Consider the following 19,697-nt stretch of genomic DNA (forward strand, 5'->3'; position numbering starts at 1 on the left):
CCGACTCTTTGGCTTTGCCGGAAGTAATCTGATGCGACGACCGAAAGCGCCTTCGTCAAATAGCTCCAACGTGCGAGCTCAGACTCGCCTGGGCGAAATTCGGACCCGCATTGATGAACTAGATAGCCAGATAGCCGCAATGTTAAACGAGCGCTTAAAGTTAGCCGGCGAGTTGACCGAGGTGAAAGCCCAACTGGGAATGGCAATTAAAGATCGCTCTCGTGAAGAGCAGGTGCTCGACCGAGTTTCAAAAATCGGTGAAACAGAGCAAATGCGCAACGCGATTCGTAACACGTATGAACGATTGTTCGAATTAAGCCGGCAGATCCAACAAGAAAATGCCATCGACCCGCAAGTAACTACTTACTTCCCCCAGGTCACCATATTCGGTATCGGACTGATTGGCGGTGCCTTGGCTCGATTAATCAAGAGAAGACTGCCCGACACCAAGATAATTGGAGTCGACAGAGATGATGTTCTTGCCGATGCACTTGAACAAGGATTGATAGATAAAGGCGTCGAAGACCAGAAAACTGCACTGCAGCGCTCCAGCCTGATCATTCTGGCAGCCTCTCCAAGCCAGAATATTGAATTATTGAAAGAGATTGCGCCCCTTCTCTCGAAGAGAAAGCTCGTCATCGATGTGACCTCGAGCAAAAGACAGATAGTCGAGCTGGCCGAAAATCTAAATCTTAAAGGAGCAGATTTCATCGGCGGACACCCGCTTTTCGGCAGCGAAAGAAGCGGACTGAAAGCAGCGTTAGACCTGAGTGTAGAGGGAAGTACATTCTGCGTTGTGCCCGGTGAAAAGTCGTCTGAAATTTCAGTGCGGCGCTTGATTCGCTGGCTGACGACTTTGAGTTTCCACGTAGAGGTAGTTGGTTCCTGCGAGCATGATGCAGTGCTGGCACGCACCAGCCATCTGATTCAGCTTGTGGCAGTGCTGATAGGATCGCAAATTGCCAGAGATATTCCAGATAACGAATTAGCAAAATTCGCCAGACTTTCCGGCCCTGGTCTTCGCCAGTTTTCGCGCCTGATGAAGAGCCCTCCCACCATGTGGCGAGAAATAGTAGCTCAGAACAAAACCGATATCGTCGATGCCCTGACTGATTTGCAGAAAGGTATCGACGATTTGCTTTCCGCATTGAAAACTGATGAAGTGTGCCTGGACACACTATTTCAAACCGCGAGTCGGCTGCCCAGAGTGCTTGACGCTTAAATTGCTGAAGCTTGAATTGCTGAAGCTTGAATTGCCGAAGCTTTAATTGCCGAGGCCTGAATTGCTGCAGCCTTAATTGAGCCCGGCATTTTATCGCTCGTCGCGAGTGCGTTCCAAACCTTTCAAACGATTCTGCAGTTGGCGCGACGCCATCAGGGTCGGAGAAAGCCACCAGATAGCCAACACAATCAACAGCAAGAATGTACCTGCTGCCATTCCGTACAACCAGGTCGGCACTTTATCAGCCACTGCATGGGAGTTATTGTTACTCAATGACGACATGGGAGGCGCAGAACCGACACTGGAAGGGATGGCACTGCTTGCAATGCTGGTGGCATTGCCGCTACCCGCCCCGCTTGCGCTGGTGCTTGAAGAATTAGAACCGCTCGCATCGTTAGAATTATTCGCGGCACTGGAACTGTCTGGGATGCTTTCGACAGTGCTAGCAGGTTGATGCTCAACGGCAGCTTCGTCTGGCTTTTGAACAGCAGCTGGTTTAGTGACAGGGTCAGTCGAACCAACTGCGCTGCTCATCGGAACAGAAGCAACCGATTTCGGCGCCTGCGTCAGGTCCTCAGCTTGGGTCATTGCCGCCGGCTTCGGTGGTGCCGCTTTAGCCTGCGCCTGCTTTACCGGTGCCTGCTTTACCGGTGCCGGCTTTGGTTCCACGACAGGTGCTACGGCAGTAGCAACTACAGCCGCCTTCGGTTCAGGCTTCGGCTTCACCGCAGCCTGCGCAGGCGGCTTGGTTTTGCCGGCGTCGGCCACAGCCGGTTTTGCTTTTGCAGTCTCAGTTGCCGGTTTAGCTATCGGCTTAGCGACATCAACAACTACTTTCGGCTTAGTTTCAACTTTTGCCTTTGCTGCCGCTACCGAAGGCTTCTTCGCCTTGTTTTTTGCGGCAGCAGTTACCTTTCCAGCAGCAGCAGCAGCGGCGGCGGCTTCAGCCTGAGCCTTCGCTTTCGCCTCGTTTGCAGCAATCTGAGCCGCACGCTTGGCGGCGTTCTCTTCCTGCATCTTGGCGCGGGCTGCATTCTCAGCATTTCTAGCCGCAGTTTCAGCAGCTTTGGCAGCCGCTAACTCTCTCTCTTTAGCAGCTTTCGTAGCCGCACTGGAAGGTGCAACAAATTCTTCGTTCTTGCCTTTTTTGGACTTGCCGCCCTTAGTAAGTTTCTTCAGTGCCGCAGCCCGTCCGGCGATAGCAGGCCCATAGTTTGGATTGAGCCGCAAAGCCTTTTCATAGAACATGACAGCAGTGTCGTAACACCCCTGCCTGGCGAGCGAGTTGGCAATATCCGCTTCGTCTGAAGCAGGACTTGCCCAGGCGCTGCAAGGAGCCAGGGTGACAAGAGTAAGAGCTAGTAATGGAAAAGCCTTCAAGGGTGCCTCGTTAGAACCCTATTTCTCATTATTACACCAGTGGGAAAAACAAGCTCATGTTTCGCTTGTACTACCCACATCCTTCGTGCCCATTCCTGTTCGAAACCACGCGCCCATGCCGAGAAAAGACAATAACATTATGAGTCGGATGCCAATCCGAGGCAAAATTCCAAGTGGCGGAATGAGGAGCAACAAGGAAAGCAAAAAGCTGCCAAGCAGGGGCGCTGCTAACCGCTCGAACCACTGCCGCTTAATGGGAGCCGCTTGCTTGCGACTGAAAACAGAAAGTATGGTCTGACCGACTAATGTCGAGCTGATAGCCACTCCAATCAGCACAAATAATTCCAATGCCGCCAGAGAAACAATTGCCAGTGGCAATCCTATCTCACTGGCGAAGAGTGCCCGAGCTAAGGTAACAAATAAGAGGCAAGCGACGATTCCGCTCCACAAACTTCTCCAGTAATGGGTGGCGTAGTACCGCCGCGCTACATCCATGCGCGATGGCATCACCTCAGAGGCGACAATACTTATGAAAAGCAAGAACAAAAAGGAGAGCACCGGTGGCAGTGGCTTATTGGCCCACATGCGAAAGTAAAGGAGGGGACGGCGCCGCAAATCGTTCTTCGGAAAGTCGGCTTGCAGCTGCCCGTTCAAGCCATAACGAGACGATTCATCAGAATCTTCGACTTGCTCAGGAACTGTTGCCGCAATCCTGTCTGAGGCATAGTCTGGAGAACCCAAGTCAGAAGAAGCACGATCAGGTGGAGAAAGACTGCGAGAATCCGTCACACTGATGGGATCAGCCGGCTTAGAAGCTAAAACCGGAGTCAAGCAGAAGAAACATACAAGCAGTGCCAGAGAGCCGAGACAGGCTACTGCAGAAGTTCGCTTGCCGTAAAAGCAACTTTCAATTTTGCTTCTGAAGACTGGCATTATTTCTCGCATTCACCTCTAGAAGATACTTGAAGCCAAACAACAAAACGAAGCCAACCAGCCAGGACAATGCACCATTTATGGTATCAAAAGAATCAAGTGAGAAAACAAAGAGCGAGGCGGCTATAACTACGCAGCTCAAGACAAGAGAGCGCAAAGAGAGGGCATTACTGAGCGAAGTCTCCTGTACATCAGTCATAATGCGCTGCGTCAGCGATTCCGGCACATCATAGAGCATCATATTCTTGGCCGCTTCGGTAATCGTATTTACCTGCTCGCGCCAAGTTTCACATTGCGAGCAGTTGCGAATGTGCTGCTCGGCGGCAAGCAACTGTTCGGCGGTAAAAGCAGCCGTATCGTCGACCGTTTGCCTGGCCTGCAAGCAATCTTGTTCGCTCATTGTGCATCACCTCCACGGCGAGTTATAGAATCTGTTTGAGTGTCGGCCGGTTCCGCGAGCAGCTTTCGCAGCTTATCTCGAATTCGAAACAACATCGACTTCACTGTTGGAACGCTTTCACCGGAGATGCTGGCGATGTCATCGTACGACATATCGTTGTGATAACGCAAAACAAAAATATTGCGCTGACGCGACGACAATTGCTCGAGAGCGGCGAAGAGTTCTTGCTGCGAGATCTTCAGCTCCACCTCGCGCTCGACATCGATGCTGGAAACAGGCTCCAATGCTGGTTCTGACTCAAGCATGGCGTCAAGGGAACTGATTTGTTTGTTGTCACGCACATAATTCAAACAAGAGTTTGTCGCGATTCTCAAAATCCAGGGCTTAAAATTGGCTCCCCGCCTGAAAGTTCGCAAAGACTTGAAAGCCTTCAAAAATGATTCTTGCGTTAGATCCGCCGCCACCTCGTGAGAACGCACCATCTGAAAAAGCAAGTTATAAACCAATTTTTGATAGCGTCGCAGCAAACGCTCGAAAGCCTTTGTGTCTCCGCCCAGAGTCAAGTCGATCAGCGCCTGATCGTCTGGCTCGTGCTCGAGAAAAGTTCGACTGCTAGTCACTCGGTCCCTGCTTGGAATTACGCTTGATGGTGTCGAGCGGATCATACCCACACCTCACATCTCCCTGTCGAAGGCGCGGCTGCAATTATCGCAGCATTCTCGCTCTGCCATTTCCAGTCAGACAGGCAACAATTTTGTCTGAAACCATCTTGCGTTGCTCTGGTTTGAGAAGAGCGCGCACCTTGAGAGCAGTCGTCATGCGCTCGTCCATGAGCTTATCGCGCACCTCACGCAACTCTTGCAACTTGCTGCGAATCTGCTCATCAGAAGCCTCTCCCGACATCATCTGCGTCAGCTCAATCGCTTCACTTTTCAATTTCTCGCGCTGTGGACGGCAAGCCTCACTGCGTTCATCGAGAATGGCGGTAATCTGTTCAGACTGACTGTCTGAAGCCTCGATGAAATTGAAAAACTTCTTACGGAAGTGCTTTCGCAAAGCGGTCTCAAATTCTTTGTCAACAAATGGCGCACTAGCCCCCGTGCCGTCACCGGCTAGTACCGGATAAATCGCCAGTACACTGAGCAAGAGCGTGCTTGCCAGTCCAACCGTTGCGAAGATTATTGGCTTTCGTTTCATGTCATTCTCCCTCACTTCGGCTCTAAGATGCGCCGGTAATTTGAATACACCGGAGGGCAAAAAAAGTTTCGAAAAGGAGAAATTTAGTTATCAGCTCAGGGGCTGGTAACCCTCGAGTTTTTAGGAGCGGCTGCTATTAAGCGAATGGCGTCCTCGCGACTGACTATACCGTCTCGCACAGCAGCCTGCTGATCTAGAGCAAATAATAGAACAGCATCATCGATTACCTTAGACTTCAGCAAAATACTGCCAAGCGGTTGACCAGTATCCTCAGATTTTTTCAGTGCTTTTTCAAGTTCTGACGACTCGATTACCCCAGCAGCTGAGAGCAATTCGCCCAGCTTCGCCGTTACTGTCTCTTTCTTTCGCACCCAGCCTAGCTGATGAAGCGCATCCTCGAAAGAAATTTCTTGATTTGCAGCGACGGCCAGAGCCACAAGCGCCAGATCGGGCGCAACCACCTTATCGCGAATCAAAGACTGAGCATTGAGCGCAACCTGGAGCGCGTGCTTCGACAGGTAGCCAGACATCACAAGAACTTTGCCGATCAACTGACCCGTGTCATTGGCTATCTGCACAGCCTCGTTCAAGTCTTCTCGACGCAAAACTCCGGCTGCAGTCAACAGCTCGCCCAATCTAACTGGTTTGGCTTCCACGGCAACGCCCTGCGGTGATTTAAACGACCAGATCTTTCTTACCCAAAACTGAGTCAGGCTAACCGTGGAAGTGCAAATTCCTCTGTGTCAAAATGCAGTGGTTGAGTTCAACATGAGTAAGCTTGTGATAATTCTGCCGAAACTCTGGAAAGCGAATTCGATTGCCAGTGTCATAGCAATCGCATATACGGTCCTTCCTTCAATCATTCCATCAGTCCTTGCTGCAGCGCTCTCCACATCGCTTTGTTCAGCTCTGCCGTCGATCGCAGCTGAAACCCAACAAGTCCGTACGATAACCTTTCCCGAGGATCGCTCCTATGGCACTATCATCAAGCTGGAGCCAAACTGGAACATCTTTGTAAGGCATCCCAAAGGATCATTTTTTGCTGAAGCCAGAGGCAAAGTGCAATATTCAGCGAAAGATGCGCTGATGCTCAGCGCTCGATTTCCACTTACGGACAATCCCGCGGTAATGAAAAAATTGCCGGCCGATTCATTTCAGTACATAACCTTCCTCAATCTGCCTGCTGAAGACAAAATTTTTGAACCACTGACACATCTGACCGGCTTGCGCCGCATAGATTTCCAGGAAGGCGAATTTCAAGATAAAGCCTTTGCAGAACTAGCTAAGCTCGTAAATCTGGAAGCCATATCAGTCAGAGAATGTTTTGTGACGGGCGATAGTTTGACCCATTTCGGCGTGCTGAAAAAATTGCGAGCTATGGTGTGGAAAAAGGTCGCCCTCGACTGGAAGCTGCTCAATCAATCCAGCACGGTTTTTCCAGCCATGGCTGATTTGCAATTCTCAGACACGAACCTGGACGACGAAGGTATGAATTGGCTGGAAAAAATGCCGAATTTGAGACAACTGTCGATCGACGGAAGCTCGCGTGTGACGGACAGAGGTTTGTTGATTCTGAAGAAGTTGAAAAAGCTCAAAAAGCTGGAGCTAAAAAAAATGAAGGCAGTGACTCCGAAAGGCATTATGCAGCTCAAAGGAGGCAGCATCGAAGCAATACATGTTGGCGATGCGAACTACACTCAACTCGAGATAAAACAGATCAAAGATGCCATGCCGAAGGTACAGTTTCTCTTCGACAAGAAAAAAATGAAGGAAGGCACAATGGAGATCTTCGCCCCCTTACACTAGGCTTACTCAGCTTCCTGCCAGGGTTTATAGCATCCCAAAATTTTATGAGCCTCGCTCAGCCTGCCGACAGTAGTAGCGACAGCCGGAACGATTTCATCGAAGGGAACCTCGATGTCGAGAAAAAATCGATAATGCCATGGCGTCTCAGGAATAGGGCGAGATTCAATCTTCGTTAAGTTAACCCCGAGAATGGCCAGATTGCGCAGCAAATTAGCCAGAGCTCCTGGCTGATGAGCTATTTCGACGACGCAGGAAATTTTCACAGGGGCTGCAGGCGAGGCCGGATTCTCACCGTTAACGAGAGTTATGACACCGAATCTGGTGCGATTGCCGCTGAAATCCTCAATATTGGCCCGTAAGATAGTCAGTCCGGTCTCCTCAGCAGCGAATTGACCGGCGATGGCAGCGTATGTGCGCTCCCCGGTCTCTTTGACATGGAAAACGGCAGCGCCAGTATCCCAATATGTGACGGCTTTGGCCTCTCCAAACTCTTTTAGAAAGCTGCGGCACTGGTCGAGAGCAACAGGATGAGAATAAATCTCGGTCAATTTGCTCAGGTCTGTGTCACTGAAACCGATCAGATTGTGGTGAATGGGCAAGTAAATCTCAGCTACAATTTGGATCGCCTGATTCTTCCAGAGCAGATCATAATTCGCGACAATCGAGCCCACTGAAGAGTTTTCGAGCGGTATCACACCGTGCGAACATTCTCCGGACAAAATGCGATTGAAGACTTCTTCGAAGGTCTTGCACGATACCGGCACAACTTCGTCAAGACGGTTGATTTGCTCGGCAAATATTTTCACGGCTCGATGACTGAATGCTCCGGGGGCGCCCTGATAGCCGATTTTCAAAGCGGAGTCTTCTGCCATTGTTACAGTGTTTTTGACAACTCAGAAAGTGGAACAGTCACATCATAGTCTACAATACCGAGTTTGGTTTGCGGCAAAACAAGCTTAATCGATTGCCCCTCTCTCTTCTTGTCGCTACCCATAACGCTGACCATCTTCTCTTTGGAAATGCCGCTCGGAATGGAACTCGACAGTCCAGCTTTGGCAAGCAACTCTTCAACTTTATCTAGAGCCGCTTTATCGATGCGTTTCTGCTTGACACTAAATTTAGTATCAAGGAAAAGTCCGATGCCTACAGCCTCGCCATGCGAGACTCTGTAATCGCTCAATGTTTCAATGGCATGACCGACAGTATGTCCGAGGTTGAGAATGCGGCGGAGATTTGCTTCCTGTGGGTCTTTTGCCACAACGAAGAGCTTCATCTTTATGCAACTGGAAATGATCCCGGATAGACCAGGATCATCATGTTCGAGAGAATGTTCGAGCGACGATTCCAGAACATCGAGCATACGTTTTGGTCCCAGATCATAATCGGTATTTTTAGCGACAGTCTCTTCGATCATGCCGTATTTGATAATCTCACCGATGCCTGATTTGAACTGATTGTCAGGCAAAGTGCTGAGCAGTTCCTGGTCGGCAAGCACAGCTTTGGGAAAGAAAAACGTACCGGCCAGGTTCTTGCCGGCTTGCAGATTGATGCCGGTTTTGCCACCAATTGCAGCATCAACCATTCCCAGAAGCGATGTTGGAATTAAGACCAGATTCAAACCGCGCAAATACGTCGATGCAGCGAACCCGGCCAGATCAGTGACAGAGCCGCCGCCCAGAGCAACAATCGTGTCGCGACGATCGAACTTTCGTTCCTGTAAGTGCTCCCAGATGCGAATCAACCAGTCGGTAGTTTTACAGGCTTCACCATCAGGCACCTCGAGCGTCGTCACCTGATAATCTTCCTGGGGCAGGACCGAAAGCAGATCGCGCAGCCAGTGCACCGCAGTCGATGGCTGGCAGAGAACAAGCACGCGCTTGCCGGAGCCTATCTGAGCGAGAATGTTAGACAACTTATGGCGAGCACCAATCCCGATGGCAACCCGAGTTTTCACCTCCAGATCAGTATTCCAGAGCATTGTGATGACGGGGCCGCGATGACGTGCTTTGTGGGCCATTAGAACTCTCCTAGGGCGCTTTCATTGCCTTCAGGCTCGGCATCAGTACTGACTGTATCAACAAGAGCGTGCTTTTGCTTGCCATTGGTACTGCCATCTTTTCTGCAAAACTTTTCGTAATCCATAAAAGATGCTTTCAAATCTCCGATTGAATCTCCGCCGAACTTATCGATCATGGCATTTGCCAGAACCAAGCATACCATCGCTCTGCAGACAACTGAAGCAGCAGCTATGGCACACACGTCGGAACGCTCGTAGTGTGCCTTTTGTGCATCGAACTCAGGAAAGCTCAAAGAGTCGAGTCCTTTGCGCAAGGTTGGAATCGGCTTCATATATACACGCACGCAAAGCCGCTCTCCATTGGTCATTCCGCCTTCCAGCCCACCGGCATGATTGGTCTTGCGAGTAAACGGATATCTAGAGGTGCTATCCGCCGGATATATCGCATCATGCACACGAGAACCAAGCTCGCCCGCCGCCTCCACTCCATCACCGATCTCGACGGCCTTCATGGCTTGAATGCTCATCACGGCTTGAGCCAGCTGTCCATCCAGACGCTTATCCCACTGCGTGTAACTGCCTAACCCGACCGGCAACCCGTCAACTACAACTTCGATCACGCCGCCCAGACTATCTCCTTCTGTCCAGGTCGATTTAATCAGTTCTTTCATCGACTCTGTTGCTTGATCATCGAGACAGAACAACTCAGACTGCACCACCTTCGCATCGATCTCTTCAATGCTCATATCTGCGGACTTAGGTTTAGCTCGAACGGAACCAACCTGTATAACATGGCTGGCAGACTTGACTCCAAAAGCCTCGAGGAATTGCCTGCAGACGCCGCCGGCGGCAACACGCGATGCTGTCTCTCGGGCACTGGCTCTCTCCAGAACGTCACGTATATCAGTCTGCCTGTACTTCAATGTTCCAGCCAGATCAGCATGACCGGGTCGAAAACGTTCAATCAACTTTTTCTCGAACTGCTCGATTACTTCAGGCAAACTCATATCGACCGGTTCTATCGACATGACATGCCGCCAATTTTCAAAGTCCCGATTGCGAATCAGCATGGCGATAGGTGCACCGGTGGTGATACCATGACGGACTCCACCGATAATTTCCGCTTTGTCTTTTTCAATTTTCTGGCGATTGCCGCGACCATATCCCTGCTGGCGGCGCCACATATCGTCATTAATCTTATCGATATCGAGCTTCAGACCCGCCGGCACGCCCTCCAGTACTGAGACCAGGGCAGGTCCGTGTGATTCACCAGTTGTTAAAAAGCGCAACATAAGTCTTATCCATTCAACCCCGTAAGAGTGGCAACAATCTTACAATATGGCTTTGAGCGATTGGAGTGGTTTGACGATGACTGAAACTAGTCTTCACGGTTCGTTTGCAGTCCCCGGAGACAAGTCGATCTCGCACAGAGCCCTGATTTTCTCGGCATTGTGCCAGGGGAAGGTGACAATCACAGGTCTGTCACCAGCTGAAGACTGTCAAAGCACTGCGCAATGCATGAGAGAGCTGGGTTTGACAATCACCCGCGATGAAAACGAAGCCGGTCGATACACAGTTGACAGCCCCGGTTTGCAAGGGTTGAAGGCGCCCGCTAAGTTACTCGACGCGGGCAACAGCGGCACAACCATAAGAGTGATGAGCGGTCTTGTAGCTGGACGACCCTTCACCTCGCACTTCGATGGCGACGCCTCACTGAGGAAGCGCCCGATGTCTAGAGTACTCGACCTGCTTGCTCAAATGGGTGCATCAGTTAAATTCGACGAAAAGCAAGGATGCGCCCCCTTCTCGATTACAGGAACAAAATTAACGGGCCGAGAATTCAACCTTTCGGTGGCTTCCGCTCAGGTGCAAACAGCCCTGCTTTTAGCCGGTTTACAAGCTGAGGGCAGCACTTCTGTGACATTGCCTGAGGTGGCAAGAGATCACACGTTGCGCATGTTCAAGCACATGGGAGTGCCCTTTGAAGAGTTTGCCCCGAACAGCATACGCGTTACGAAGCTGGAAAAAGTTCTCAATGGATTCACCATTGCCGTGCCGGCCGATATCTCTTCAGCTGCCTTTTTCATGGTTGCAGCAGCCTGCATAAGAGGCTCCGACGTCACTTTGAAAAACTGTGGCATCAACCCCGGTCGAACACTCGTCATCGACGTTCTGAAAAGAATGGGCGCTCACCTTGAGCTCGTCGACGCACGAGAAGTATCTGGGGAGCCAGTTGCCGACATTCGCGTGCGCTACAACGGGCGACTCAAGGGTACCACTATAGGTGGTGGCGAAGTGGCATCCGGCGTCGATGAAATTCCCATCTTATCTATCGCTGGTGCTCTATGCGATGGAGTCTTCACCGTTGAAGGGGCAGAAGAATTGCGTCACAAAGAAAGCGATCGCCTGAGCCTGATTACAAACAACCTTCGTCAGATTGGCGCAGCAGTCGAGAACAGAGAAGACGGGTTTGTTCTCACAGGGCAAGAAAAACTCCCGGGTGGAGGAGCCTGGGCAACCCATCTGGACCACAGAATGGCAATGACCGGGCTGATTGTTAATCTCATCTGCGAGAAACCAACCCAAATCGAAGAGACAGAATCGCCAAAAATCTCTTATCCGACCTTTCAGCAAGATCTGCAATCACTCCTGCCGCCGGCCGTCAGACAAGGCACACATCCGGTTTAAGCGGCAAGGGCGCCCTTTACTCGGGAGCAGGTGTTAGATTATATTAAGTCACCCCACGTTCCTTTCCAGCCATCCCAGGCCAGACACTTGAGAAACTAATGAGAGGGACCGGCGTCTAAATCCACAGGACCAATGAAAGTTTGTGCATCAACGCGGCTACCTAAAAAGGAATTTCAAATGCAGTGGCAAACCTCCCTTCTTCCGGCACTGCTCGTGATTGCGGTGCTGAACTCCGCTTCAGCAAATGCGCAAAGAGTGGCGGCACCTGATGCCGGCAACACACTGGCAGCCGGCAATACACCGATGGGCGACAACCATGTAGCAGTGTGGTTCAGCAAATACGATGCCATTCGCCGTGCCGCTCAGATGACGCCGCAAGAGAGACAACGCGCCGATAATCTCATGTCGAAAGGGTTGTCGATTGTTGTGCCAGGCCCTGAAAAGGTAATTACCGGGCAATTACTGAACAAGCTAATCAACAAAAACAGAATTGCCGCCGACCAGATGAAGGGACTTCCTCTATATAAAGAGACTGAGCAACTGCACCGTGGCTATTACCAGTACTTCACGACAGCACAGGCTCTTTTTTCAGATTACCTGCGCGTGCAAAATGACATTCTGGCAAGAGATATGAACGGAGCCGTCATTGCAGGCGGTCTGATGAATCGCAAGCAGGCGCTGAGCAACCTGGACGAAAACAACAAAATGCTCGACGCTCAATTGCGACAAGAATTCAATATTCCACCATACAGATACTAGGGCTTCAATCAGAGCGGGAAATCGCACTTGCGTGAGTAGATTTTTTGCAGCGTGTTCAGATCGCGCTGAGAAATGCGCGAGTACTCGTCCGTATCTCTATACATCATGTCGCCGCGGTCCGGGGAGTGTCCCATCAATCCTATTGCATGCCCGAGTTCGTGCGTGACCAGATTTTGCAGCAGTGGAAGTTTATGGTCGGCATCACGAGGGTCTATGACATCGAGATTGACTTCAATATACTGTGGTTTTACAGTGCCGGTCTTTTGAGAAGCAAAAGGACCGGTTTTCACCTTCCATTCGGTAATTGTGTGCGCACCAAATTCAGTGGCGCTGCGGTCTGCGGGTATGCCCATGTGCGACCAGATCACTGTAATTCTTGCTTGTTGCCGATCAGCTACCGGTGCAAAGCGAATCATTGAGTTGGTGCGAGTCTCCCAGGTTTGAAACGCCCTTTTGACTGCAGCAATATAGTCAGCCGGTGCAGGGTCGATGAAAACCGGGATCGGCATGGACGTGAATCGAAAGACTCGGTTACTGGTGGCGAGCATCACTTGATCGAAAAAATCAGAGTTGTTCTGCACCCCGTCCGGCTCGATACGCAAAAAACGTGGTGGCGTCACGTCCAGGGAAGGCAAATATTGAGAGAGAGGGAAATACTGGTTTTGTCCTGAACTCTGAGCCAAAACAGCCCGCTGCGGCAAATCAGCACTCTGCGCCCAGGCTGCACCTTGAAACAAAGCATCACTGCTTGAGGCAAACAATGGCATCAGGCAAAGGAGCGAAAGTCTGAGATTTCTAGCGCTCATTGGGAGCTAACTTTAACTCCAGGATGACAGTCTCGATAAAATCTACTAATTTCAATCTGACTGCATCATACACTCTCATCAATTCTTTCGACCAGCAATAGAACTCAGCACCGCTGCCCTCGTCTGTACTCATACTAAACAAGCTAGTTTCCGGAGCCTGCATCTCATCAAGTTGGGTCTCAATTTGCTGAATGCCAATGTTGCAAAAAATAGATTTCTCGGTCAGGTGCCTCTCATCGCAACAGACCAACTTTCCGTTCTCGTCCAACTTTCCCCAGGCGCCGGTTAGAAAACGGTACATGGGCACTTCCAGTTCGTTTTTCTTCGGTGCCGGCAGGAAGATAGAGAACTGGCGCACCCGCGGTCGTTCATAGAGCGCGGTCAGGTCATCTTTTCGGTATCCTAAAAGTTCCCTGTTCAACCAGATGAGACGCTCAGGGGGCAACCTGTCTCGCAGGTACCGGAAAACGATGAGCAGCGCATCTGAGACTTTCATCTCGCGGCGGCGCAGCTGGCGGCGAACTTGCTGGAGTTGTTGATATAGCATCTGGGATTCCCTGGCGACTTTTACCAATATATATCAACAGGCGACGCTACGAATTAACTCATCTACTATATTGTTGTTAGGGAAAACCTGATCAGTACTACATTAAATCGACTGTGCCCGCAGCAGAAAGTGCAATTCAAATCACTTTTCGGACGCAATTCTAAGCACCGCATATGATGCCACATAAGAAGGCAATATCAGAACACCTCTCTGGTATCGCTCGGTCAATAATTTGAACTTGAGATAAATTGACGGTTGCGTTTACAAAACTATATGATAACGTAAAGAAGGGTCCGACGCTGGTTTCTAGACAAACAGAAGGTCGATGCGATCAAATGGACGAGCGATTACGCGAACTAGCCGAAAGTCGCTATGGACAAAAAGAGTTCCTCAGCACCCTGTTTGAGTTGGCGCTGGAAGAGCAGTGGTTCGATCTCCAGCACCTGATTCAACACGACATGGCCAAGGCAATTCTTGCCGACTACTCGTATGAGCTGGGTAAGGGCTACCTCAATCAAGAAGTGTTTTACAGCAACTGGGAGCCTGTGATTGAGATCGGCTGGCGTATTTTTTGCGATCACACCGGTCTGACCATGGACAAAGTCAACTCTCATTTAACTGATTTGAGAGAAGCCATTTAATTCTTAGCGCCCGGCAATGCAGACTGAGCATGTCAGATCACATGCCGGAATACCGCACCACGCAAGCAATTCCGCCCGGAAATTTGCCTTCGTTGCTTGATTGCTCGAGCACCTCAGAGGCAAAAGACCAGACACCAGGGTTGTCGGCAACAAAGCTCAAATCGACGTGGTCAGAGGGATTCAAAGTTATCGTATCTCGATATACATGAGGCTCTAGTGAATCACCGCCGTTCACTGAGACAACCTCGAACCTGTGCCCGCTCAGATATAGAGGAATAGCATGTTGGGCGGCGTTGACCACACGCAATCGCACTCGCTCTCCCTGCCGCAGTTCTATAGGCGGTATCGCCGGTGCTGCCTTTCCATTCATCAAATAATAAGTATGAGAACCCGGCACTTTGGTTGGTTGCACGGCATGAGCAGCGCCTTCCGGTGCACTACCCAGATTGAGTTCAGAAAGAACAACGGTGAAGTCCTTATCCTCACTTGGTCCCGAACGAGGCTCGACGATGAAAGCCCCGAACATACCGCGATTCTTCTGGTCGGCGTTAATGACCTGAGGGTGATACCAGAATGTGCCGGCTTTGCCCGGCACGAACTGATAGGCATAAGCCTCACCTGGTTTGACGATTCCGTTATCTTTCTTGGGCAATCCACCTACAGACTGAGGCACGATCACACCATGAAATACAAGACTCGTCGGCACCTTCAGTTGATTGTGCAAAACGATTCGAACCGGCTGCCCTTCAGGCACACGAATCGGCGGACCAGGAATTTTGCCGTTGTAAGTCATGCAGTCGGCAGTGACGCCGGAATACAATTCCCACGCCGCCGGTTTAGCAAACAAATGCAACTCATGCGCATTCTCATTAGCCTTACTGGCAGCACTGGCCTGCTCCTGCAAATCATTCATCGAATCCATCGCATCTTTGATAGTCGATTTGATATCGCGAACTTCGTTGCGCATCTGATTCAACTCTTCGCGCTCTTTAGCCTGTTCTGCCGCCATTCCCTGCGCACAAACAGCTTGGCTGCAGTGAACGAGAACGAAAGCGAAAACGAAAAGCCGGAACAGAATCATTATTTAATTACCGCAGTGGAGCACTTAGCAAATGTGGCAACTCGCTGAGAAACGCTGCCCATCAAAAACTTCTCGACAGCGGAACGCCCTTGAGCGCCAAGAACAATCAAATCGGCTTTGAGAGTTTTTGCGGCATTGATGATTTCGTCTGCCGGCTCTCCATTTTTCAAAATATTGTCCAACCTGGTGACGCCCAGATCACTGAGTTCTTTCTCAGCCGCAGCCAGGCTCGCTTCACCCGACATGACGAGGTTGTCTTCGATAGCCGCAACAAACTGCACAGGAGCAATAAATTTATACATCGGCTTTATTGAAACAACATTGATCAATGTCACCTGCACATCGCGCTCGTCCAGGCTAAACAGCCGCACCGCAGCGGTTGCAGCATTCAAAGCCGCATCTGAGCCATCTATAGCAATCAAGACATTCTTAATTGGAACGTTTGGCACATGCTTGAGAATCAACACCGTGCATGGTGCATGATTAACGACTCTACCGGCGGTGCTACCCATAAGAAATTGCTCAATGCGTCCGTGAGTCCCGGCAGAAATGGCGATCATGTCGCAACCACTGTCCAGAGCGCACTGCTCGATCATCATACCGGCCAGGCCGCCCACCACTTCGCTTGTTACAGCAGCGCCCCTGGCTTCAAGGTTCGACTTCACGGCAGCAAATTCATCTGCGATTTTCTGCTCAATCTGATGCTTCAGATCTTCGGGGAAATCTCCCACAGTACCGAGAATAGCCTCATATCCGGGCAACTCATCCTTGACATAGAGCAGGTGTACTTGAGATGACTTCAAGTTCACGAGCTTATCAAGTTGATCGATGAACTCGTCATGCGGATGCAGAACGTCGACGGGCAATAAAATCTTTGGCATATGCAACCTGTGTATCTAAACCGAAGTATATTATCTCAGCTTCAAAGCTGCTCTTCGACAGATTCGAAACAGATGTAAAAACGCACATCCGCGCGGCCTCATGACAAGCAGAGAATGGCGCATTCCTGCATCAGATTATCCTCAACCCAGATTTGATTACAAAGCGATGAATACTCTTTACGTGTGCTGCGGCGCACAAGACCGCCATTGTAAAATAGGCGCTTCGTTCAAGGCGTGCACATAGAGGCTTTTTCGGTGATAGACAGGTATACCCGCCCCGAAATGGGGGCGATCTGGTCTGAACAATCCAAATTTCAGACCTTGTTAGACGTTGAAATCGCGGTTTGCGAAGCGCAAGCAGAACTGGGATTTATTCCTAAAGAAGCGGTACCTGACATTAAAGCCAGAGCCAAATTCGATATCGACAGAATTAAGGAAATAGAAGCAGAAGTAAAGCACGACATCATAGCCTTCCTTACGAATGTCAATGAGAATGTCGGCGAAAATTCCAGATTTATTCATCTGGGTCTGACGAGTTCCGACGTAATAGACACAGGTCTTGCTCTGCAACTTCGCAAGGCAAGCGAAATATTGACTAAAGATTTGCAAGACCTGCATGATGCAATCCTGGCTCAGGCTCGCAAACACAAACACACGGTGCAGGTCGGTCGATCACATGGCATTCATGCCGAGCCCATGACGTTTGGGTTCAAACTGGCTGTCTGGTTAGAAGAAGTGCGACGCAACCAGAAACGTCTGGCTGATGCAATCCAAGTTATTTCGGTTGGTCAAATCAGCGGACCGGTCGGAACATTCGCCAATATTTCGCCAAAAGTAGAAGAGCTTACGTGCAAATATTTAAATCTCACACCGGCTCCAGTCTCAACACAAATCATTCAACGCGACCGTCATGCACAATTCATGTGCACGCTGGCCATCATCGCAAGCAGCCTGGACAAATTTGCCACTGAAATCAGGCACTTGCAAAAAACTGACGTTCTGGAAGTGGAAGAACCGTTCGAAGCCGGTCAAAAGGGTTCATCGGCGATGCCGCACAAACGCAACCCCGTCGGCAGTGAAAATATTTCCGGACTGGCGCGAGTAATTCGCGGCAATGCCATGGCTTCACTGGAAAACATTCCGCTCTGGCATGAACGAGACATCAGCCACAGCTCAGTCGAACGCATCATATTGCCAGACTCAACTATTCTGCTCGACTACATGCTCGCTCGCTTCACGAAAATTGTGCAGGGGCTCGTTGCATATCCCGAAAATATGCACAGGAACATGGACGTATTTGGCGGGGTCATATTCTCACAGGCTGTGATGCTGAAATTGATCAGCAAAGGACTCTCACGTGAAGAAGCCTACAAGTTGACGCAATCAAACGCTATGGCAGCCTGGAACAGAGGCGACGGCAACTTCAAAAACAATCTTTCTAATGACGACAACGTGAAAGCGATTTTGTCACAGAAAGAAATCGACGAATGCTTCGATCCGGCGTCCTACCTGAAAAATATTGACCACGTTTTTGAGCGAGTAGGGATTTAAAATGATCATCGACACAAAGAAAAAATTAGCCGGAATACTGGTACCTGTATTCGCACTGCGCCATGCCAACGACCTCGGAATCGGCGATACGACGGCAATGCGAGACGCCATCGATTTCTGCAGCCATAACAAAATCGGCATCTTGCAAGTCTTGCCAATCAACGAAACAGGCGGTGACAACAGTCCGTATGGAGCGATAAGCTCTGTTGCTCTTGACCCGGCGCTGCTTACCGTTGCACCAGATGCGATACCAGGGCTGACGAAAGAGATTTTCACAAAACTGGCTGACACTGCCTTGCTGAAAGAGCTGAGAGCGGGCTCAGTCGACTATCCGCGAGTGAAGAAGCTCAAAGCCGACTTATTGCGAGCTGCATTCGAAAACTTCACCACAGGCGATGTCAAAAAGAATTCAGAAAAAGCAAAATCATTCACCAAATTCGAAAAAGAAAATACACGCTGGTTGAAGCCCTACTCGCTTTTCCGAGCGCTCATGGACGAACATGACGGCAACGCCTGCTGGACGCAGTGGGAAACAGAACTTCAGGACTACAAGAGCGCTGAGAGTGCATCAGAAACAGGAAGCAAACCGAACCGCAAGCAAAATCGCCAATTCTGGTCGTATGTTCAGTGGGTCGCATATCAGCAATGGGCCGACATCAAAAAATATGCCGAGCAAAAGAAAGTGCAATTGATGGGCGATTTGCCATTTGGAGTCAGCCGCTACAGCGCCGATGTCTGGGCTGAAAAACAATTGTTCGATCTCGATTGGTCATGCGGTGCTCCACCCGAAACTTTTTTCCAGTCAGATTTGTTCACACAAAAATGGGGACAGAACTGGGGTATGCCTCTGTACAAATGGTCCGAACATAAGCGCGAGAACTACGCATGGTGGCGTCAGCGCGTCAAACACCTGACCGAACTTTTCCACTATTTCCGCATCGACCATGTGCTCGGATTTTTCAGAGTTTATGCCTTTCCCTGGATTCCGGAACGAAATGGCGAATTCACGGAATTAACTGAAAAGGAAGCCGCCAAACTGACGGACGGAAAGCTGCCACAATTTTTGCCACGCAGTGACGAAGAGGAGGAAGACGCTGAAGCAAACTGTGCAGACGGCGAAGCCATCCTGAAAGTCTTGATGGATGCTGCCGGGTCGTCAGGCATTGTGGCGGAAGACCTGGGCACAGTGCCACCATATGTGAGACCACTAATTCACAAGTTAGGTATTGCCGGTTTTGCCATTCCAATTTTTGAGCGCATCGAAGAAACTCGTGAATTCAAAGAGAAGGAAGATTTGCCTGCGCTGAGTCTGGCCACCTACGGCACTCACGATCACCAACCGATAGCTTCTTTCTACAAAGGGCTGGTCGATTACTGGCACGGACCAAAAGGCGACGAAGGCTGGCTCGAGATTCAGAGACTGATGCGCTTTCTCGGTCTGGATGAAGAACAGCCGCCAGTGAAATTCGACGAAAAATTGCATGTCGTTTTCATGGATGTCCTCCTGAAAACCCATTGCTGGGTAGCCATGTTTATGATCACCGACCTGCTTGGAACTTCGCAGCGGTTCAACGAGCCCGGCCTGAGCGGTGATTTAAACTGGAGTCAGCGTCTGGACCGGCCGCTGACCGAGTATGAGAAAGACCCGCAATACGCAGGCAGAATCAAGAAATGCGCTGAACTGATTGAAAAGACGCGACGCACGCCAAAAGTACTGAGCGCTTCGGTTTAGTTTGCCATAATACTTGGTTAAAAATGGTCTACTATGCTGGTAACCTGAGGTGAACC

The 19,697-nt window shown here is 50.2% G+C and carries 20 protein-coding genes; 7 read left to right on the top strand and 13 right to left on the bottom strand.

Going from position 1 to position 19,697, the window contains the following annotated elements; genetic code table 11:
• Positions 1 to 31: 31 nt before the first annotated feature.
• Positions 32 to 1,222, top strand: a complete 1,191-nt coding sequence (locus EKK48_28130; protein ID RTL35565.1) for a prephenate dehydrogenase/arogenate dehydrogenase family protein — start codon at positions 32 to 34, stop codon at positions 1,220 to 1,222.
• A gap of 90 nt (positions 1,223 to 1,312) precedes the next feature.
• Here the strand turns inward: EKK48_28130 and EKK48_28135 are convergent, their stop codons facing one another.
• The 6 genes from EKK48_28135 to EKK48_28160 form a co-directional block, all read right to left on the bottom strand.
• Complete coding sequence (locus EKK48_28135; GenBank protein RTL35566.1) at positions 1,313 to 2,602, bottom strand: hypothetical protein; 1,290 nt, start codon at positions 2,600 to 2,602, stop codon at positions 1,313 to 1,315.
• Between the two features lie 54 nt (positions 2,603 to 2,656).
• Positions 2,657 to 3,535 (bottom strand): hypothetical protein, encoded by an 879-nt coding sequence (locus tag EKK48_28140; GenBank protein RTL35567.1) that lies wholly within the window; start codon positions 3,533 to 3,535, stop codon positions 2,657 to 2,659.
• Positions 3,510 to 3,935 carry a hypothetical protein gene (locus EKK48_28145; GenBank protein RTL35568.1) on the bottom strand — a complete coding sequence of 142 codons (426 nt, stop codon included), beginning with the start codon at positions 3,933 to 3,935 and terminating at the stop codon, positions 3,510 to 3,512. The genes EKK48_28140 and EKK48_28145 overlap by 26 nt, the downstream gene beginning before the upstream one ends.
• A complete protein-coding gene (locus tag EKK48_28150; GenBank protein RTL35569.1) occupies positions 3,932 to 4,600 on the bottom strand; it encodes a sigma-70 family RNA polymerase sigma factor in 669 nt (222 codons plus the stop codon). Before EKK48_28150 ends, EKK48_28145 begins: the two co-directional genes overlap by 4 nt.
• Positions 4,601 to 4,640: 40 nt before the next feature.
• A complete protein-coding gene (locus EKK48_28155; GenBank protein RTL35570.1) occupies positions 4,641 to 5,132 on the bottom strand; it encodes a hypothetical protein in 492 nt (163 codons plus the stop codon).
• Positions 5,133 to 5,227: 95 nt separating this feature from the next.
• Positions 5,228 to 5,788 (bottom strand): hypothetical protein, encoded by a 561-nt coding sequence (locus tag EKK48_28160; GenBank protein ID RTL35571.1) that lies wholly within the window; start codon positions 5,786 to 5,788, stop codon positions 5,228 to 5,230.
• 112 nt (positions 5,789 to 5,900) lie between these two features.
• Here EKK48_28160 and EKK48_28165 point away from each other — a divergent pair, with 112 nt between their 5' ends.
• Positions 5,901 to 6,938, top strand: a complete 1,038-nt coding sequence (locus EKK48_28165) for a hypothetical protein (protein ID RTL35572.1) — start codon at positions 5,901 to 5,903, stop codon at positions 6,936 to 6,938.
• Between the two features lie 2 nt (positions 6,939 to 6,940).
• Here EKK48_28165 and pheA read toward each other — a convergent pair whose 3' ends face one another.
• Genes pheA through EKK48_28180 form a run of 3 tightly spaced genes read right to left on the bottom strand, consistent with a single transcriptional unit; the run spans position 6,941 to position 10,244 of the window.
• The gene (gene pheA, locus EKK48_28170) at positions 6,941 to 7,810 is read right to left on the bottom strand and encodes a prephenate dehydratase (GenBank protein RTL35573.1); all 870 of its coding nucleotides are present in this window, start codon (positions 7,808 to 7,810) and stop codon (positions 6,941 to 6,943) included.
• Positions 7,811 to 7,812: 2 nt separating this feature from the next.
• Positions 7,813 to 8,955, bottom strand: coding sequence for a 3-dehydroquinate synthase (gene aroB, locus EKK48_28175; GenBank protein RTL35574.1), 1,143 nt, complete (start codon positions 8,953 to 8,955; stop codon positions 7,813 to 7,815).
• Positions 8,955 to 10,244, bottom strand: a complete 1,290-nt coding sequence (locus EKK48_28180; protein RTL35766.1) for a chorismate synthase — start codon at positions 10,242 to 10,244, stop codon at positions 8,955 to 8,957. Before EKK48_28180 ends, aroB begins: the two co-directional genes overlap by 1 nt.
• Positions 10,245 to 10,293: 49 nt before the next feature.
• Here EKK48_28180 and aroA point away from each other — a divergent pair, with 49 nt between their 5' ends.
• On the top strand, positions 10,294 to 11,643 hold the full coding sequence (gene aroA, locus EKK48_28185) for a 3-phosphoshikimate 1-carboxyvinyltransferase (protein ID RTL35575.1): 1,350 nt from the start codon (positions 10,294 to 10,296) through the stop codon (positions 11,641 to 11,643).
• A 177-nt stretch (positions 11,644 to 11,820) separates the two neighbouring features.
• Positions 11,821 to 12,402: a hypothetical protein gene (locus EKK48_28190; protein ID RTL35576.1), complete on the top strand. Its 582-nt coding sequence runs from the start codon at positions 11,821 to 11,823 to the stop codon at positions 12,400 to 12,402.
• A gap of 8 nt (positions 12,403 to 12,410) precedes the next feature.
• On the opposite strand, the gene EKK48_28195 is transcribed toward EKK48_28190, so the two are convergent.
• Both EKK48_28195 and EKK48_28200 read right to left on the bottom strand, forming a co-directional pair.
• Positions 12,411 to 13,208, bottom strand: coding sequence for a matrixin family metalloprotease (locus EKK48_28195; protein RTL35577.1), 798 nt, complete (start codon positions 13,206 to 13,208; stop codon positions 12,411 to 12,413).
• Positions 13,198 to 13,755 (bottom strand): hypothetical protein, encoded by a 558-nt coding sequence (locus tag EKK48_28200; protein ID RTL35578.1) that lies wholly within the window; start codon positions 13,753 to 13,755, stop codon positions 13,198 to 13,200. Before EKK48_28200 ends, EKK48_28195 begins: the two co-directional genes overlap by 11 nt.
• A gap of 335 nt (positions 13,756 to 14,090) precedes the next feature.
• Between EKK48_28200 and EKK48_28205 the strand changes: the two genes are divergently transcribed.
• Entirely contained in the window at positions 14,091 to 14,396 is a 306-nt protein-coding gene (locus tag EKK48_28205; GenBank protein ID RTL35579.1) for a hypothetical protein, read from the top strand.
• Positions 14,397 to 14,433: 37 nt separating this feature from the next.
• On the opposite strand, the gene EKK48_28210 is transcribed toward EKK48_28205, so the two are convergent.
• Positions 14,434 to 15,477 carry a hypothetical protein gene (locus tag EKK48_28210; protein RTL35580.1) on the bottom strand — a complete coding sequence of 348 codons (1,044 nt, stop codon included), beginning with the start codon at positions 15,475 to 15,477 and terminating at the stop codon, positions 14,434 to 14,436.
• Positions 15,477 to 16,358: a universal stress protein gene (locus EKK48_28215; GenBank protein ID RTL35581.1), complete on the bottom strand. Its 882-nt coding sequence runs from the start codon at positions 16,356 to 16,358 to the stop codon at positions 15,477 to 15,479. The genes EKK48_28210 and EKK48_28215 overlap by 1 nt, the downstream gene beginning before the upstream one ends.
• A gap of 255 nt (positions 16,359 to 16,613) precedes the next feature.
• Here EKK48_28215 and EKK48_28220 point away from each other — a divergent pair, with 255 nt between their 5' ends.
• The gene (locus tag EKK48_28220; protein ID RTL35582.1) at positions 16,614 to 17,909 is read left to right on the top strand and encodes an adenylosuccinate lyase; all 1,296 of its coding nucleotides are present in this window, start codon (positions 16,614 to 16,616) and stop codon (positions 17,907 to 17,909) included.
• 1 nt (position 17,910) lies between these two features.
• Entirely contained in the window at positions 17,911 to 19,641 is a 1,731-nt protein-coding gene (locus EKK48_28225; protein RTL35583.1) for a 4-alpha-glucanotransferase, read from the top strand.
• Positions 19,642 to 19,697: the final 56 nt, after the last annotated feature.

Source organism: Candidatus Melainabacteria bacterium (assembly GCA_003963305.1).
Classification (GTDB): Bacteria; Cyanobacteriota; Vampirovibrionia; order Obscuribacterales; family Obscuribacteraceae; genus PALSA-1081.